This window comes from Pseudomonas sp. MF08831, from assembly GCF_059862645.1.
The window spans coordinates 409,213-424,267 of sequence record NZ_JCBCUX010000006.1 but is presented as its reverse complement, the minus strand read 5'-3'; the positions used below and the strand labels follow the sequence as shown (position 1 = coordinate 424,267).

Below are 15,055 nucleotides of genomic sequence, written 5' to 3'. Positions count from 1 at the left end.
TATGTTGAGTAGAACCGCCGCAGATCTGTACTGGATGTCGCGTTACCTGGAACGCGCCGAAAACCTGGCGCGCATGCTTGAAGTCAGTTACTCGCTGTCGCTGATGCCCCAGGCCGGGCACAGCGATGGGCTGGACGAACTGGCGATGGCGTTGCTCAGCAGCGGCACCCTGGAGAATTACCTGGAGCGTCACAAAGAGCTGGACGCGACGCTCATGCTGCACTTCTTCGCCCTCGACGAAGAAAACCCCGCCAGCATCTACAACTGCCTGCGTGCCGCGCGGGGCAATGCCCACGCGGTACGCGGACGCATTACCGCCGACATGTGGGAAAACCTTAACGCCACCTGGCTGGAAATGCGCAGCATCGCCGCCGGTGGCCTGGCGCGGCACGGCATCAGCCACTTCTGTGACTGGGTCAAGCAGCGTTCGCACCTGTTCCGCGGCGCGACGTCCGGCACCATCATGCGCAATGACGCGTACCGGTTTATACGCCTGGGCACCTTCGTCGAGCGCGCGGACAACACCTTGCGCTTGCTGGACGCGCGCTATGAAATGTTTGGCGAGGAGTCGGAAGAAGTCAGCGACTTGTCGGCACGCGGCTATTACCAGTGGAGCGCCCTGCTGCGGGCGTTGTCGTCGTTTGAAGCCTACACCGAGCTGTACCCGAATGCCTTGAATGCGCGCTCGGTATCGGAGTTGCTGCTGCTGCGCAGTGACGTGCCGCGTTCGTTGCATGCGTGTATCGAGGAGCTGAGCCATATCCTCGCGGGCTTGCCCGGCAGCTATGGGCGCACGGCGCAGCGCCTGGCGGCGGAATTCGAGGCGCGCCTGCGCTATACCGGGATCGATGAGATTCTGCAGGACGGCTTGCACAGCCGCCTGACGGACTTTATCGACACGGTGCGTGAGCTGGCACGGGCGATTCATAGCTCGTACCTGGAAGTGGTGTGAGTTGCAGTCACTTAACTGTCAGTTCGGGTGATTGACCCTGCTCAGGTGCCGCTCTTATGTTGGGCAGGTGAAAGGCCTTCCCATCCCAAGAACAGGTACAGCGCATGTCCGAACTGACACTGACCCCCGCCGCCGCTCAGACGTTGCAACGCTGGCACGCGATGCTGGCCGGGCGCGATCTGCAATCGCTGCCCGAACTGCTGGCGCCTGATGCCGTCTTCCGCTCACCCATGGCCCACACGCCCTACCCTGGCGCGCCCGTGGTGTCGATGATTCTGAACACCGTGATCACGGTGTTTGAAGACTTCAAATACCACCGTGAACTGGCCACGGCCGACGGGCTCAGTGTGGTGCTGGAGTTCAGCGCGCGGGTGGGCGACAAGCAGCTCAAGGGGATTGACCTGATTCGTTTCAATGAGTCGGGGCAAATCGTCGAGTTTGAAGTGATGGTGCGGCCGCTGAGCGGGTTGCAGGCGTTGGGTGAGGAAATGGGGCGGCGGTTAGCGCCTTATCTGGCAAAAACCAAAGGTTAAAAAATGTGGGAGCGGGCTGACCCGCGATAGCGCACGTTCAGTTGCATCGATGGTGACTGAACCACCGCCATCGCGGGCCGGCCCGCTCCCACATTGGTTTTGCGTCGGTTATTGGTTTTTTACCAGCACGGGTTCTGCGCGGTATTGGTCCGGGAACAGTTTTTTCAGCTGCGCCACTTTCGGCAGGTCATTGATCACAATGTAGGGGTAGGACGGGTTCTCGGTGAGGAAGTCCTGGTGATAGGACTCGGCCGGGTAAAACGCCTTGCCCATCTCCACTTTGGTCACGATCGGCTTGTCGAAGGCCTTGGCAGCGTCGAGCTGCGCGATATAGGCCTGAGCGACTTTTTGCTGCTCGGCATTTTGCGCGAAAATCTCCGAGCGGTACTGGGTGCCACTGTCCGGGCCCTGGCGGTTGAGTTCGGTGGGGTTGTGGGCCACCGAGAAGTAGATCTGCAGCAGCTTGCCGTAGCTGACCTTGCTCGGATCGTAGGTCACCGACACCGACTCGGCGTGGCCGGTGTCGCCCTCGCTGACCGACTCGTACTGCGCCGTGTTGGCCGCGCCGCCGTCGTAGCCGGACACGGCGTTTTTCACGCCCTGTACATGCTGGAACACCCCTTGCACGCCCCAGAAACAGCCACCTGCAAACACCGCGGTTTGCAGGTTGCCGGACTCGGCCGGCAGGTCCAGCGCGGGTGGTGCGATCATCACCGCGTCATCGGAGGCGCCGAAAGAAAAGGCCGAACTTTGGCCGACGAAGGTGGCGAAGGCCAATGCGGGTAAAATTTTGAGAAGCCTCATAAAACTCACTCCAGAGCGCGGTCGAGTGTGGAAGCTGGCTTGCCTGCTCCCACATTGATTGGGTTTTCACTTCAAGATTGATGGGTCAGCCGAAGGTGAAGGCATAAGCCGCCACGTGCGGGTCGAGAAATTCGATGCTGAAGGTGCGGTCCTTGACCCCGGCAGGCTGGCGCACGAGCTGATACAGGCGTTGCTCGGTCACCGTGCCGCTGCCATCGGGCGCCACATCCGTGCCGTGGGCATTGCCCGGCGCTTGGCCGTCAATCGTCACCTTGAAGCGCACCGGCTTGCCATCGGCACCCGGGCCCAGCACCAGGTGCAGGTCACGGGCATGGAAGCGGTAGACGATGCGCCCGCCAGCCTGGTCGAGGGTGGCTTGCTGGCCGCCGACATTCCATGGGCCTTCCAGGGTCCAGTTGTTCAGCGCCAGGGTGCCGGCTGCCGGGTAATTCACCACGGTGTCGGTGCCCAGGGTGCCGGTGGTGACGAAGTTTTCCGCACGCTGGAAGCCCAGGTAGGTTTCCGGCGATTGCACCTCGTTCATGTCCGGCGCTTGCTGCACGCCCTTGGCGTCGGCTTCGATCAAGCCACCGGCGACGTTGGTCGCGCCAGCCTCACGCAGCAGTTGTTGAATGACGCGTTCGGACTCGGCGTAATCGCCCTCACCAAAGTGGTGATAGCGAATCTGGCCCTTGGCATCGGCAAAGTAGTGCGCCGGCCAGTACTGGTTGTTGAAGGCGCGCCAGATTTTATAGTTGTTGTCGATCGCCACCGGGTAGGTGATGCCCAGATCCTTCATGGCCTTGGTGACGTTGCTCACGTCGCGTTCAAAGGCGAATTCCGGGGCGTGTACGCCAATCACCACCAGGCCCTGGTCGTGGTATTTCTCGGCCCAGGCTTTGACATAGGGCAAGCTGCGCAGGCAGTTGATGCAGGAGTAGGTCCAGAAATCCACCAGCACCACTTTGCCTTTGAGCGCTTCGGCGCTCAGTGGCGGACTGTTGAGCCACTGCACCGCGCCGTCCAGCGCCGGCAAAGCCCCTTCGATGGGCAGCGAATCGCTGTGGTTGGCCGCCGCCATCATGGCTCCGCCCGCCATCATCGCGCCGCTCTTCTGTTCGGGCTTGGCGCTGAGTGTGTCCACCAGGTTTTGTTCCAGACCGCCGGTAGAAGCTGTCGACAAGCGCGATAGCACCCCGGTGTCCAGGCCCAGCGCGATGGCGGCCACGCCGACCAACATCAGTGCACCCAGACCGCGGCGCAGCCATTCGCCGGCGCCGAGCGACTTTTTCATCAAGCCAAAGACTTTACCGCCGACCAGCAGCGCCAGCGCCAGTGACGTCGCAGCACCGGCGGCGTAGGCCAGCAACAGCAAGGTCGTGCCGATGCTGGCGCCCTGCAGTGCCGCGCCGGTCAGTACCAACCCGAGGATGGGCCCGGCGCAGGGAGCCCAGAGCAAACCGGTGGCCACGCCGATCAGGAAGGAGGCGCCCGGACGCGGTTTGGCGTCGGCTCCAGCGGCTTCGGACAGGCGACTGCCGGCGGCCACCAAGGGCCGCGTCAGGCGCTCCGACAATTGCGGCAGCAACAGCGTGAGTCCGAACAGGGCAACGCACAGCAACGCGAGCCAGCGCCCGTATTGATTGACTTGCACCACCCAACCGCCGCCCACTGCCGCCAGCGAGGCCACCAGGGCGAACGTCACCGCCATCCCCGCCAACAGCGGCAAGCCACTGCGCATAAACGGCTGCCCGGTGCGAGCGAAGACAAAAGGCAGAACAGGCAGGATGCACGGGCTGACAATTGTCAGCACGCCGCCCAGATACGCGAGAACCAGAAGCCACATGGGATCGTCCCTTATAAGTATTGATAAACATCGGCTTAAGCCGCCGTGAACGTCATGGCCGCGCCGTTCATGCAATAGCGTAGGCCGGTGGGTGCAGGGCCATCGTCGAAGACGTGCCCTTGGTGGCCACCACAGCGGCGGCAGTGAATTTCCTTGCGCACCACGCCAAAGGAGGTGTCGACGTGGCTGGCGACCGCGTTGTCCAGTGGCTGCCAGAAGCTTGGCCAACCGGTGTGGCTGTCGAACTTGGTGGCCGAGGAGAACAAAGGCAGCGCACAGCCGGCGCAGGCGAAAGTGCCTGTGCGGTGCTCATCGTTGAGCGGGCTGGTGTAAGGCCGTTCGGTGCCCTCCTCGCGCAGAATGTCGAATTGCTCGGCGCTGAGCAGGCTGCGCCACTGGGCCTCGGTGTGGTTGACCTCGAAGGTTTCCGCGGCTTCGGCGTCGGTGACCAGGTTGAGCTGTTTGAGCAGGCCGCCGGCCAGGACGGCGACACCCAGGCCGCCGGTGGCTAGCAGTATTTGTCGGCGTGAATACATGGGAATTTCCTCATGGATGACTGGCGCTGATCGTCTGGCTGGAGGGTTTGGTGTGGCGAGCGGGCTTGCCCCGCGTTGGAGTGCGTAGCGCCCGCTTTTTTTGGGGCCGCTGCGCAGCCCGACGCGGGGCAAGCCCGCTCGCCACGGGGATCTGGCTCGCCACAAAAACCTGTCGTGTCATAACCAGCGCCCTTGCATTGAGGTCATCCTGGGCCCTGGGCGGTCGCGAAATCCTCACGCAGAGTTAAACAATTCGTGATAACTACACTGTTGCAAAACCCGCACAATGCGCGAACTACAAGCGAAGGTTTTCAGCATGGATCAGCCCAAACGTGTCCTGGTGGTCGAGGACGATGCCCATATTGCCGACTTGATCTGCCTGCACCTGCGCGACGAGCAGTTTGAGGTGGTGCACAGCGCCGACGGCAATGAAGGCCTGCACCTGCTCGAACAGGGCGGCTGGGATGCGCTGATCCTCGACTTGATGCTGCCCGGCGTCGACGGTCTGGAAATCTGCCGGCGCGCCCGCGCCATGACGCGCTACACCCCGATCATCATCACCAGCGCGCGCTCCAGCGAGTTGCACCGCATCCTTGGGCTGGAGCTGGGCGCCGACGATTACCTGGCCAAGCCGTTTTCGATGCCCGAACTGGTCGCACGGGTCAAGGCGCTGCTGCGCCGCGTGGATGCGATGGCGCGCAACCTGAAGATGGACGCCGGCAGCCTCGACCTTGGCCAGTTGTTCATCAACCCGCTGACCCGCGACGCGACCCTGCAAGGCCAGCGCCTGGACCTCACGCCGCGCGAGTTTGACCTGCTGTATTTCTTCGCCCGCCAGCCGGGCAAGGTGTTTTCGCGCATGGACCTGCTCAACGCGGTGTGGGGCTACAGCCACGAAGGCTATGAACACACCGTGAACACGCATATCAACCGGCTGCGCGCCAAAGTCGAAGCCGACCCGGCCAACCCGGTGCTCATCCTCACGGTGTGGGGCCGGGGCTACAAGTTTGCCGAGAGTGCATCATGAAACTGACCCTGACCCAGCGCCTGTCGGTGGTGTTCGCCGTGCTGCTGGTGATCTGCAGCGGCACCTCGGCATGGCTGCAGGTGCGCTCCAACCGCATGCATGAACTGGAAGTGGTGCAAGGCCTGTCCCGCGACCTGGCTGCGCATATTGCTCGCGACACTCAACTGATGGACGCCGACGGCCTCAAGCCCGAGGCAGTGCGCAACCTGTTCAGCCAGTTGATGCTGGTCAACCCGAGTGTCGAGGTGTACTTGCTCGATATTGACGGACGTGTGGTCGGGAATGCCGCGCCCAGCGGGCATTTGCTGCGCGACAAGGTCGACCTCGTACCGGTGCGCCGATTCCTCAGCGGCGCGATGCTGCCGATCCTCGGCGATGACCCGCGCAGCGTCGATGGGCACAAGGTATTCAGCGCGGCGCCGCTCAAGGCCAACGGCCAGCAAACCGGCTTCCTGTACGTAGTGCTGCTGGGCGAAGCCCATGATGTGTACGACGCCAAAGACGCGACGGGCATGGCGCTGAAGATTGCCTTGTGGTCCATCGGGCTGGTCGCCCTGCTCTGCCTGTTGGCCGGTTTGATCGCCTTTGCCTGGATCACCCGACCGTTGCGTCAGCTCACCGACAAGGTGGGCCGGTTCGACATCGACGGCGCCCCCAAACCCACGCAAATCAATCCCCCCGAACTCGACAGCGGCGATGAAATCGCGGTGCTCGACCATGCCTTCGTACAAATGGAAAACCGCCTGGGCGAACAATGGCGCGCCATCACCCATCAGGACCAGGAACGTCGGGAAATGGTCGCGAATATTTCCCATGACCTGCGCACGCCGTTGGCGTCGCTGCACGGCTACCTGGAAACCCTGTCCCTCAAGGACGCCAGCCTCAGCCCCGACGAGCGCCGCCGCTACCTGGGCATCGCCCTCGACCAAAGCCGCAAGGTGGGCGGGTTGGCCCAGTCACTGCTGGAGCTGGTGCGCCTGGAACATGGTTTTGTGCAGCCCGTGATCGAAGGCTTTTCCCTGCCCGACCTGGTGCAAGACATCTTCCAGAAATTCGAACTCACCGCCGAAGCCCGCGCCATTACACTCACCGCCACGCTGCCGCCACAGGTGCCGACCGTGCTGGCCGACCTGGGCCTGATCGAACGTGTATTGACCAACCTGCTCGACAACGCCTTGCGGCATACACCGGTAAACGGCGAAGTCGAAGTGATCCTGGCACCCGAGGCTACTTGTGTGACGGTCACCGTCAGCGACAGCGGCCCGGGCATCGACGCGCCGCTGCGCGAAGGCTTGTTCCTGCGCGCTTTCACCATCGGCGGCGCGCGCCGCGATGGCGGCCTGGGCCTGCGCATCGTGCACCGTATCCTGCAATTGCACGGGCGCGACATCCAATTGGTGGAGCGCCCAGGCCATGGTGCGACCTTCAGGTTCTCGCTAGAAACGCGAGCATCAGCGCGTTGACCCGCTCGGCCTGTTCGTTCTGGATCCAGTGACCGCAGTTGGCCAACACCTGCTGTTGCAGGTTGGGCACTGCGTCGGGCATTCGCTTGAGGGTGTGAGCTTCAAACACGCCGACCGGATCACGGTCGCCAATCAAGAATAATGTGGGTTGCAGCACGGGCTGGCCGGCGAGGAACTCGGTGCGGTGCCAATTGCGCTCAAAGTTGCGATACCAGTTCAGCGGGCCACGAAAACCGCACTTGCTGAAGGTGTGCACGTAAACGCCCATGTCCGCTTGAGTGCACCACGTTGGCAATGCGCCGGGGGCCGAGACGCCGTCGAACAAAGTGGCGTTGGCTGGCTTTTTCTGCAGGAACACATCCTGATCCTGCATGAACAGCCGCAACGTGCGTTCGATGTCGGCATCCAGCTCCCGCTCGGCTACGCCCGGTGCCTGGAAATACAGGATGTAGTTGAAGCGATCGGCGTACAGCTCGCGCATGATCTCGATCACCGGGCGCCGCGCACGTCCGGCAAACGGCACCGACATCGTGATCAAGCGGCTGACCCGCGCAGGCTCCAGTAACGCCAGATGCCAGGCCACCACGGCGCCCCAGTCGTGGCCGACCATCACCACCTGGTGATGGCCGAAATGGTCCATGGCCTGCTGAATATCGGCGCACAAGGTCAGTAACTCGTAATCGGCGACCTCGGCAGGCGAACTCGATTCGCCATAGCCGCGCATTTCGGGCGCGAACACCCGATAACCAGCGCCGGCCAGCGCGGGAATCTGCTCTCGCCAAGAGTGCCAGCACTCGGGAAACCCGTGCAGCAGCCAAATCGGCTGGCCTTGCTCGGGCCCGGCGATGTGGACGCTCAACTCAATACCGTTGACCTGAACCTTGTCATGCTGGATATCGCTCATCACGGGCTTCCTTGTGATCGATGGTGTGAAGGTTATGCAGGGAGCGCTCGCGGTATTCGCGTGGGGTGCACTTCATCTGACGCTTGAATGCGCTGCTGAAGGCGCTGTCCGACTGGTACCCCAACGCCTGGCCGATGCTGGACACGCTGCTGCCGGAGGTGTTCAAGGCCTTTATCGCCAAGTGCATGCGCCAACGGGTCAGGTACTCCTGAGGGGCCATCCCGACCTGCTGCTTGAAGCGCAAGGCAAACGTCGAACGGGACTGATTGGCAATACCGGCCATGTCACTCAAGGTCCAACGCCGCGCCGGTTCGGCGTGCACTTGCGCAAGTACCGGTGCCAACCGTGGGTCGGTCAAGGCTGCCAACCAGCCTCGAGTGCTGGCACCCAGGGAAGATTGATAGAGCCGCAGGATTTGCACCAGCATCATTTGCGCCAAATGCTCGGTCATCAATGCCGCGCCGAGTCTTGGGCCGGCATATTCCAGGGCCAGCCGCTCCAGGCACCAGCGCAACACACCGGCCTGTTCGGACCTGGCGCTGATACGCACCACTGGCGGCAACCCATCGAGCAACAAACGCGCCTCATCGCCGTAGGTGAACAGCCCGCCAATCAGAAACAAATCCTGCGCGTCGCCCACGCGGGCGATGCCGCCCACCGCCTCGCGGTAAACGTCACGCGCGTCAACGCCCTCCGGTGCAAGGTTGCTGGACAATCTCCACGGGCGGTTGTGTGTCAGTAAAAAACAATCGCCCTCGCTCAAGGCGATGGGCACCGGCTCGCCCTTCACTTCCAGCCAACAATTGCCCTCCACCACGGCATTGAACTTGATGCCCTGCGGCGCCGGAAAATTCACCGCCCACGTGCCGCCGGCCTTCAAGCCCGCGAACAACGTGCGGTGGCTTTTCAAGAGGGCCAATACCTCGGAGAGCGTATCCATACTAAAAAGCTCCGGACGATCGCGATAGAAACCCGGACTTTAGGGTATTCCGCGTCCGACCTTCAACGAAGAACATAGCCCTACCTCAAACGGAGAACCGCCATGACGCGCAAACAAGCCCCCCTCAACAGTGGTTTTGATGCCAGTACCACCGCGCTGCAAGCACTGGCCGCTAAAGACTTGCGCGCAATGACAGCCATCGTCACCGGCGGATACTCCGGAATTGGCCTGGAGGCCACTCGCGCCCTTGCAAGTGCCGGAGCACAGGTGATCGTCCCGGCGCGTGACGTGCAAAAGGCGCAGCGCAATCTGCACGGCATACAGGGCGTTGAACACGCCCGCCTGGACCTGATCGACGCGGCGTCAATTGAGCGCTTTGCCCAGGGTTTTATTGCGTCCGGGCGGCCATTGGACCTGCTGATCAATAGCGCCGGGATCATGGCCACGCCGTTGCACAGAAGCGCCGCCGGCCTGGAAGCACAGTTTGCCACCAACCACCTCGGCCACTTTCAACTGACCGCCCGGCTGTGGCCGTCCCTGTGCAAGGCTAACGGTGCGCGCGTAGTGTCGGTGTCGTCTCTGGGTCATCGCCTGAGCCCCCTTCATTTCGAAGACCCGCAGTTTGAACGGCGCGCTTATGACAAATGGCTGGCCTACGGGCAATCAAAAACCGCCAACGCACTGTTTGCGGTGGCGCTGGACACACGTGGCGAGGCCCACCACGTGCGTGCCTTTTCAGTGCACCCCGGCGAAATTCTTACTGACCTGGTTCGCTATCTGGACAAAAAGGACTTGGCGTTCGTCGGCGCGCTGGATGAACACGGCACTGTGCGTGCGGCCAGCCATTACAAAAGCCCCGCACAAGGCGCCGCGACGCTGGTGTGGTGTGGCGTCAGCCCGCAACTTGACGGCATGGGCGGCCTGTACTGCGAGGACTGTGAAGTCGCCACGCCCACTGAAGATCACACCCAGCGCAGCGGCGTTCACGCCTGGGCCATCGATCCGGAGCAAGCCGAAAAACTCTGGGCGCTGAGCGAACAACTGAGCGGCATCACGCTTGAGTGACGGGCGCCCACCAGCGCGGCAACAATTGGCGAACGCGCGCTTCGCCAAAGCGGTCGTCAATCAACATCACCACGCCCTCATCCTGCTGGCTGCGAATCACGCGCCCCGCCGCCTGCACCACTTTCTGAATGCCGGGGTACAGGTAGGTGTAGTCGTAACCGGACCCGAAGATCGACGCCATGCGCGCTTTCATCTGTTCGTTGATCGGGTTCAGTTGCGGCAAACCCAGGGTGGCGATGAAGGCGCCAATCAAGCGTGCGCCAGGCAAATCAATGCCTTCACCAAACGCACCGCCCAGCACGGCAAAGCCGATGCCCTGGCTGTGCTGGGTAAACTGGTTGAGAAAACCCTGGCGTTCGGCCTCGGCCATGCCGCGTGACTGCAACCACAGCGCCACCTGCGGGTGGCGCTCGGCCATTAACTGTGCCACCTGCTGCAGGTAATCGAAGCTTGAGAAAAACGCCAGGTAATTGCCGGGCCGTTGCGCGAATTGCCCGGCGATGAGCTCGACGATCGGTTCCAGCGAGGCTTGGCGGTGCACAAACCGTGTGGAGATCGCGTCGACGATACGCACCTGCAATTGCTCGGCCTTGAACGGCGATTCCACGTCGATCCACGCGGTATCCGCCGGCAGGCCGAGCAAGTCGGCGTAATAGTGGCGTGGGCTCAGGGTCGCGGAAAACAGCACGCTGCTGCGCGCGGCGGTCAGCCTGGGCCGAATGAATTCGGCCGGCACCACATTGCGCAGGCACAGGGTTGAAGCACTGCGCTTGCCACCGAACTGGCGCTTGCTGATATCAAAGATGAAGTGTTCGTTGAACAGTTCGGCGACTTTGGCAAATTGCAGCGCTTCGAAATAAAACGCCTGCAGGTCGCCGCTGAGGGCTTCGGGGTGATCGTTGAAGTAGTCGCCCAGGGCGCTGGCGCAGAGGCTCAGCGCCTGCAGCAGTTTTTCGGGTTTGTTGGCGTAGGCCTGGTACGGCGCGAGCTGGTCCTTGTGCAGGGCGTTCCATTCGCGGTTCAGGCGTTGCAAGGGTTTCTTCAGCGGCTCGGGTGCGCTGTCGCGCAGGGTCTTGAGGCTGTATTGGTCGAGGCTGGCGCTGTACATCGAACGCGCGCGCTCTACCAGGTTGTGGGCTTCGTCCACCAGCACGGCGGCGCGCCATTGGTTCAACTGGGCCAGGCCGAACAGCATGGCGCCAAAGTCGAAATAGTAGTTGTAGTCGGCCACCACCAGGTCGGTCCAACGCGCCATTTCCTGGCTCAGGTAATACGGGCAAACGTCATGGGCCAGCGCCACGTCGCGCAGGTTGCGCTGGTCCAGCAGGCGCACCTTGGACGCGGCCGTGCGCGCGGCCGGCAGACGATCGTAAAAGCCTTTGGCCAACGGGCAGGAATCGCCATGGCAGGCTTTGTCCAGGTGTTCGCAGGCCTTGTCCCGCGCCACCAGTTCGAGCACGCGCAGGGGCAAATCGGGGCTGCTGTCGTTGAGGACTTGGGCGGCGTCCAGGGCCAGCTTGCGGCCCGGCGTCTTGGCGGTAAGAAAAAACACCTTGTCCAGCTGCTGCGGCGCCAGGGCCTTGAGCAGCGGAAAGATCGTGCCGACGGTTTTGCCGATGCCAGTGGGCGCCTGCGCCATCAGGCAACGGCCGGTACTGACGGCTTTGTAGACCGACTCTGCCAGGGCGCGCTGGCCGGGGCGAAAGTCGGCGTGGGGGAATGCCAGGCGCTGGGCGGCGCTGTTGCGCGCGTCGCGGTGCTGCATTTCCAGTTGGGCCCAGCCCAGGAACAACGCGCACTGTTGGTTGAAGAACCGTTCAAGGTCGGCCGCTTCAAAGCGCTGGTTGAGCAGGGTTTCGCCCTCGCCGACGATGTCGAAGTACACCAGTGCCAGGTCGATTTCACCAAGGCCAAGCTTCTGGCACATCAACCAGCCGTATACCTTGACCTGCGCCCAATGCAGTTGACGGTGGTTGGTGGGCTGGGCGTCGAGGTCGCCGCGATAGGTTTTCACTTCTTCCAGGCGATTGCTGTCCGGGTCGTAGCCGTCCGCCCTGCCCCGTACTGTGAGCTGTTGGTATTGGCCTTCCAGCGCGACTTCGTTCTGGTAGTGCGCGCTGCGCCGCGACGCCACGGTGCGGTGGCCGACGATACCTTCCTGGGCGCTGGGCGACGGCGTGAAGCGCAGGTCGAGGTCGCCGACCTTGGCCGTGAATTCACACAGCGCACGCACCGCAACGCTGTAGCTCAAGCTGACTGCGCCCAGCGCACATAACAGACGGTGACCGGCATCTGGTACTCGCCACAGAACTCCAGCCAGCGCAGCTGGTTGTCCTGCAGGCGGTCGCCGGGGCCCTTGACCTCGATCATGCGGTAAGTCTTTTGGGCGGGCCAGAACTGGATCAGGTCCGGCATGCCGGCGCGGTTGGCGCGGATGTCCAGCAGCAAGCGTTCAAACCAGTAGCGCAGGTGTTCGGCGGGCAAGCAGTCCAATGCTTGCTGCAGCAGGTCTTCACTGAGCAGGTTCCAGAACACAAAAGGCGACTGGATGCCCCATTTGTCGACGTAACGCTGGCGGATGGTGGCCTTGTAACGCTCATCGCCAAGCTGCTCGAAACATGCCGCGAACAACGGCGCGCGGCGCTGATGGAAATCCTCACTGTGCAAGTCCACCGGCCCGCGCTGGAACGGGTGGAAAAACGAGCCGGGCAACGGTGCAAAAATCGCCTCCCAGCACAACAGACCGAACAGGGAGTTGATCAGGCCATTCTCGACGTAATGCACCGGCGCATCGGGTTCACTGAGGTGCGCCTGCACGCAGTACTCCACTGACATCAGCGGCTGCGGCACCTCCAGCGCCAGATCCAGGCGCGTGACGGGCCGCGGCTTGGCCTTGGGCAACGCCGGCTCCCCCAGCTTGCGCCGCAGGCGTGGCAGCACGCGCAGCAGGTGTTGCTGTTCGGCGGCGCTTTCCGGAGCCTGTTGCGCGGCGCACGCCAGGGCCATGGCTTGCGGGTAATCCTCCTGGCGCTCCAGCACGCGAATCAGGCGTGAGCGGGCGCCGGGATAGGCGCATTGGCGGTAAATCCGTTGCGCCAGGTCCAGTTCGGCGCTGCGTTCGCAGTACTGGCCGATCTGGAACAACAGCTTGGCGCGACGCTTTTCCAGCCACGGGTTATCGGTGCACAGCGTAGCGATTTGCGCGAGTACGCCGTCCAGTGCCTCCCCCGCTTCAAAGGCCTGCTGGCATTGATGCAGAAACAGAAAACCGACTACGTCGTCACGGGTGCGCAGGCCGCGGGACTCGGCGCAGAACTCGACTTTTTCGTAGGTGTAGATGCCAAGGTCGGCCAGCACGAACTCTGACCAGTCCTGGTGCAGATTGCCAAAGAACATCAGGCGCAAGCGGTCGCACAGGTCCATCACAGTGAGGCTGTACAGTGCATCGCTCAGGTCCGGGCACCACTGGGCAAAGCTGCGCTGCTGCGTAAAATGCTGCGTCAATGGCGCCAGCCAGTCGGCTTTCTTGGCTTTGGGTTGATCAATCCAGGGTTTGAAGGCAGCAAGAACTTCGCCTTTTTGCAGCACGGCGAACAACTCTTCAACGCACAGCGCGCCTTGATCATCGACCCAACCCTGCTCAATCAGCGCCAGGGCGGCCGAGCGTGTGCAACCAATCTCGAGGTAATTGAGCCTGCTTGCGCGAAAATGCACGCCCTTGCGCATGACCATGCGCACCAACAGCGCCTGTGACGCTTGCGGCAACCTGTCAAATTGCTGAATGAAATGCTGTTCGTCCGCATCAAGTAAATCTGCATAGCGCTGCACCAGCCAGTGCAGGACTTGGCGGAAGTTGTGCAGGTAATACAAGGGATTTTCGAGGGGGTTGGCCATGTCGCGCGCTGATCAAATACTGGTTATGCATACAGAGTGCCGTCGCGCACCCGTTGTTGCAATCGGTAATAGATAAATGGCGCACGCAACTTTTCTAATAAAAAGGATCAGATAGCTCAGTTGATGGCGTAACATTTACGGCCCGCACCCATAGGCTGCGGGACTTTTCAGGGTTAAAGGTAAGGGTTATGAACATGAAGAATTTGGGTCTGCCGCTGGTTGCACTCACTTTTCTGCTTTTGGCCGGTTGCTCAACGCAAACCGTGGTGACATTGCAAAATGGTACGCAGTACCTGACCAAGGACACCCCTAAAACCAAGACGGCCGACGGCTTCTACGAGTTCACCGACATCGCTGGCAAGCATGTGCGCGTCAAGGCCGATGACGTAGCGACGGTACGCAAGGAAAACTGATAAAAAAAGCCCCGCAGATGCGGGGCTTTTTGTTGCAGGTTCAGTACCGGTAGTACGGGTGGTAATACGGGTGATAGTAGGGATGGTAATAGTACGAGTGGTAGTACGGCCGGTAGCAGCATGGGCCCGGATAGGCCGGGTACACCGCACACCCGCCCAACCCCAGCAGTACCAAGGCGCACAGCAGCAATCGAAGTCGGGACATGCTCAGCTCCTCACATGACGCGCGAAACATCTCGCAGGTGCTGATTAAACGCGTCAGGCGCACGTAATCCGTCGCAAGGCCGCGCCGCTGATCAATGAAGATTTATTTACCGAAGGATTTTCCCCGCCTGGGCGTTTAACCGATAAGCCGCTTTTATTTTCGAACGCGGCACAACGGAGGAACGACGGCCATGGCACTCATGTCCCGCACGGTACGCGCTCTTTTACTGATTCCCCTGACCCTGGCGGCCCTGGCCTGCGCGCCAGCATTCGCCGACACCCTCATCATTCGCCAGCCACCGCGGGTGATCGTGGTGCAACCACCGCCACCGGTTTATTACGGGCATTGGGGCTATGCGCCACGCCCTTACTACTACCCACATCACTATTACGGTTATGGCTATGGCTACCCCCACCGGCCCAATTGGGGCGGTGGCTGGCGGGGGCAGCACTGGCACTGATCGGTTGCGTGAG

Annotated in this window: 15 protein-coding genes; 7 read left to right on the top strand and 8 right to left on the bottom strand. The window is 62.0% G+C overall.

The features are described 5' to 3' along the window. Nucleotide 1 precedes the first annotated feature (1 nt). On the top strand, nucleotides 2–952 hold the full coding sequence (locus tag AC19YS_RS15845) for an alpha-E domain-containing protein (protein WP_500602209.1): 951 nt from the start codon (nucleotides 2–4) through the stop codon (nucleotides 950–952). A 104-nt stretch (nucleotides 953–1,056) separates the two neighbouring features. Further along, nucleotides 1,057–1,485 carry a nuclear transport factor 2 family protein gene (locus tag AC19YS_RS15840; RefSeq protein ID WP_179677514.1) on the top strand — a complete coding sequence of 143 codons (429 nt, stop codon included), beginning with the start codon at nucleotides 1,057–1,059 and terminating at the stop codon, nucleotides 1,483–1,485. Nucleotides 1,486–1,593: 108 nt separating this feature from the next. Here the strand turns inward: AC19YS_RS15840 and msrA are convergent, their stop codons facing one another. The 3 genes from msrA to msrB all read right to left on the bottom strand — a co-directional run bounded on the left by msrA (nucleotide 1,594) and on the right by msrB (nucleotide 4,671). After that, nucleotides 1,594–2,289, bottom strand: a complete 696-nt coding sequence (msrA, locus tag AC19YS_RS15835) for a peptide-methionine (S)-S-oxide reductase MsrA (RefSeq protein WP_472526165.1) — start codon at nucleotides 2,287–2,289, stop codon at nucleotides 1,594–1,596. Between the two features lie 85 nt (nucleotides 2,290–2,374). Continuing rightward, nucleotides 2,375–4,135, bottom strand: a complete 1,761-nt coding sequence (locus tag AC19YS_RS15830; RefSeq protein ID WP_500602208.1) for a cytochrome c biogenesis protein DipZ — start codon at nucleotides 4,133–4,135, stop codon at nucleotides 2,375–2,377. Between the two features lie 35 nt (nucleotides 4,136–4,170). Beyond that, nucleotides 4,171–4,671 carry a peptide-methionine (R)-S-oxide reductase MsrB gene (gene msrB / locus AC19YS_RS15825; protein WP_119740560.1) on the bottom strand — a complete coding sequence of 167 codons (501 nt, stop codon included), beginning with the start codon at nucleotides 4,669–4,671 and terminating at the stop codon, nucleotides 4,171–4,173. A gap of 316 nt (nucleotides 4,672–4,987) precedes the next feature. Here msrB and AC19YS_RS15820 point away from each other — a divergent pair, with 316 nt between their 5' ends. Then, complete coding sequence (locus AC19YS_RS15820) at nucleotides 4,988–5,698, top strand: response regulator transcription factor (protein ID WP_119740562.1); 711 nt, start codon at nucleotides 4,988–4,990, stop codon at nucleotides 5,696–5,698. Continuing rightward, on the top strand, nucleotides 5,695–7,161 hold the full coding sequence (locus AC19YS_RS15815) for a sensor histidine kinase (RefSeq protein WP_500602207.1): 1,467 nt from the start codon (nucleotides 5,695–5,697) through the stop codon (nucleotides 7,159–7,161). Before AC19YS_RS15820 ends, AC19YS_RS15815 begins: the two co-directional genes overlap by 4 nt. On the opposite strand, the gene AC19YS_RS15810 is transcribed toward AC19YS_RS15815, so the two are convergent. Both AC19YS_RS15810 and AC19YS_RS15805 read right to left on the bottom strand, forming a co-directional pair. Continuing rightward, on the bottom strand, nucleotides 7,124–8,065 hold the full coding sequence (locus AC19YS_RS15810) for an alpha/beta fold hydrolase (RefSeq protein ID WP_500602206.1): 942 nt from the start codon (nucleotides 8,063–8,065) through the stop codon (nucleotides 7,124–7,126). The two genes, AC19YS_RS15815 and AC19YS_RS15810, sit on opposite strands and share 38 nt — an antisense overlap. Beyond that, on the bottom strand, nucleotides 8,046–9,005 hold the full coding sequence (locus AC19YS_RS15805) for an AraC family transcriptional regulator (RefSeq protein WP_500602205.1): 960 nt from the start codon (nucleotides 9,003–9,005) through the stop codon (nucleotides 8,046–8,048). The genes AC19YS_RS15810 and AC19YS_RS15805 overlap by 20 nt, the downstream gene beginning before the upstream one ends. Nucleotides 9,006–9,107: 102 nt before the next feature. Here AC19YS_RS15805 and AC19YS_RS15800 point away from each other — a divergent pair, with 102 nt between their 5' ends. Next, nucleotides 9,108–10,070, top strand: coding sequence for an oxidoreductase (locus AC19YS_RS15800; protein WP_179677519.1), 963 nt, complete (start codon nucleotides 9,108–9,110; stop codon nucleotides 10,068–10,070). On the opposite strand, the gene AC19YS_RS15795 is transcribed toward AC19YS_RS15800, so the two are convergent. Together AC19YS_RS15795 and AC19YS_RS15790 are read right to left on the bottom strand one after the other, a co-directional pair. Continuing rightward, nucleotides 10,057–12,321, bottom strand: a complete 2,265-nt coding sequence (locus AC19YS_RS15795; protein WP_500602204.1) for an ATP-dependent DNA helicase — start codon at nucleotides 12,319–12,321, stop codon at nucleotides 10,057–10,059. The genes AC19YS_RS15800 and AC19YS_RS15795 overlap by 14 nt on opposite strands. Continuing rightward, nucleotides 12,318–13,964: a VRR-NUC domain-containing protein gene (locus tag AC19YS_RS15790; RefSeq protein WP_500602203.1), complete on the bottom strand. Its 1,647-nt coding sequence runs from the start codon at nucleotides 13,962–13,964 to the stop codon at nucleotides 12,318–12,320. Before AC19YS_RS15790 ends, AC19YS_RS15795 begins: the two co-directional genes overlap by 4 nt. A 188-nt stretch (nucleotides 13,965–14,152) precedes the next feature. On the opposite strand from AC19YS_RS15790, the gene AC19YS_RS15785 reads away from it, so the two are divergent. Further along, nucleotides 14,153–14,377 (top strand): YgdI/YgdR family lipoprotein, encoded by a 225-nt coding sequence (locus AC19YS_RS15785; protein ID WP_106578113.1) that lies wholly within the window; start codon nucleotides 14,153–14,155, stop codon nucleotides 14,375–14,377. A gap of 40 nt (nucleotides 14,378–14,417) precedes the next feature. On the opposite strand, the gene AC19YS_RS15780 is transcribed toward AC19YS_RS15785, so the two are convergent. Then, nucleotides 14,418–14,582: a hypothetical protein gene (locus AC19YS_RS15780; RefSeq protein WP_164487936.1), complete on the bottom strand. Its 165-nt coding sequence runs from the start codon at nucleotides 14,580–14,582 to the stop codon at nucleotides 14,418–14,420. A 190-nt stretch (nucleotides 14,583–14,772) separates the two neighbouring features. Between AC19YS_RS15780 and AC19YS_RS15775 the strand changes: the two genes are divergently transcribed. After that, entirely contained in the window at nucleotides 14,773–15,042 is a 270-nt protein-coding gene (locus tag AC19YS_RS15775; protein WP_119740575.1) for a hypothetical protein, read from the top strand. The last annotated feature ends 13 nt before the right edge of the window (nucleotides 15,043–15,055 follow it).

Excerpts from the sequence above, each read along its gene's own strand:
- AC19YS_RS15790 (WP_500602203.1), bottom strand. The coding sequence starts at position 13,964 with ATGGCCAACCCCCTCGAAAATCCCTTGTATTACCTGCACAACTTCCGC.
- AC19YS_RS15775 (WP_119740575.1), top strand. The coding sequence starts at position 14,773 with ATGGCACTCATGTCCCGCACGGTACGCGCTCTTTTACTGATTCCCCTG.
- msrB (WP_119740560.1), bottom strand. The coding sequence starts at position 4,671 with ATGTATTCACGCCGACAAATACTGCTAGCCACCGGCGGCCTGGGTGTC.
- AC19YS_RS15815 (WP_500602207.1), top strand. The coding sequence starts at position 5,695 with ATGAAACTGACCCTGACCCAGCGCCTGTCGGTGGTGTTCGCCGTGCTG.
- AC19YS_RS15820 (WP_119740562.1), top strand. The coding sequence starts at position 4,988 with ATGGATCAGCCCAAACGTGTCCTGGTGGTCGAGGACGATGCCCATATT.
- msrA (WP_472526165.1), bottom strand. The coding sequence starts at position 2,289 with ATGAGGCTTCTCAAAATTTTACCCGCATTGGCCTTCGCCACCTTCGTC.
- AC19YS_RS15845 (WP_500602209.1), top strand. The coding sequence starts at position 2 with ATGTTGAGTAGAACCGCCGCAGATCTGTACTGGATGTCGCGTTACCTG.
- AC19YS_RS15785 (WP_106578113.1), top strand. The coding sequence starts at position 14,153 with ATGAACATGAAGAATTTGGGTCTGCCGCTGGTTGCACTCACTTTTCTG.
- AC19YS_RS15840 (WP_179677514.1), top strand. The coding sequence starts at position 1,057 with ATGTCCGAACTGACACTGACCCCCGCCGCCGCTCAGACGTTGCAACGC.
- AC19YS_RS15780 (WP_164487936.1), bottom strand. The coding sequence starts at position 14,582 with ATGTCCCGACTTCGATTGCTGCTGTGCGCCTTGGTACTGCTGGGGTTG.
- AC19YS_RS15830 (WP_500602208.1), bottom strand. The coding sequence starts at position 4,135 with ATGTGGCTTCTGGTTCTCGCGTATCTGGGCGGCGTGCTGACAATTGTC.
- AC19YS_RS15805 (WP_500602205.1), bottom strand. The coding sequence starts at position 9,005 with ATGGATACGCTCTCCGAGGTATTGGCCCTCTTGAAAAGCCACCGCACG.
- AC19YS_RS15810 (WP_500602206.1), bottom strand. The coding sequence starts at position 8,065 with ATGAGCGATATCCAGCATGACAAGGTTCAGGTCAACGGTATTGAGTTG.
- AC19YS_RS15800 (WP_179677519.1), top strand. The coding sequence starts at position 9,108 with ATGACGCGCAAACAAGCCCCCCTCAACAGTGGTTTTGATGCCAGTACC.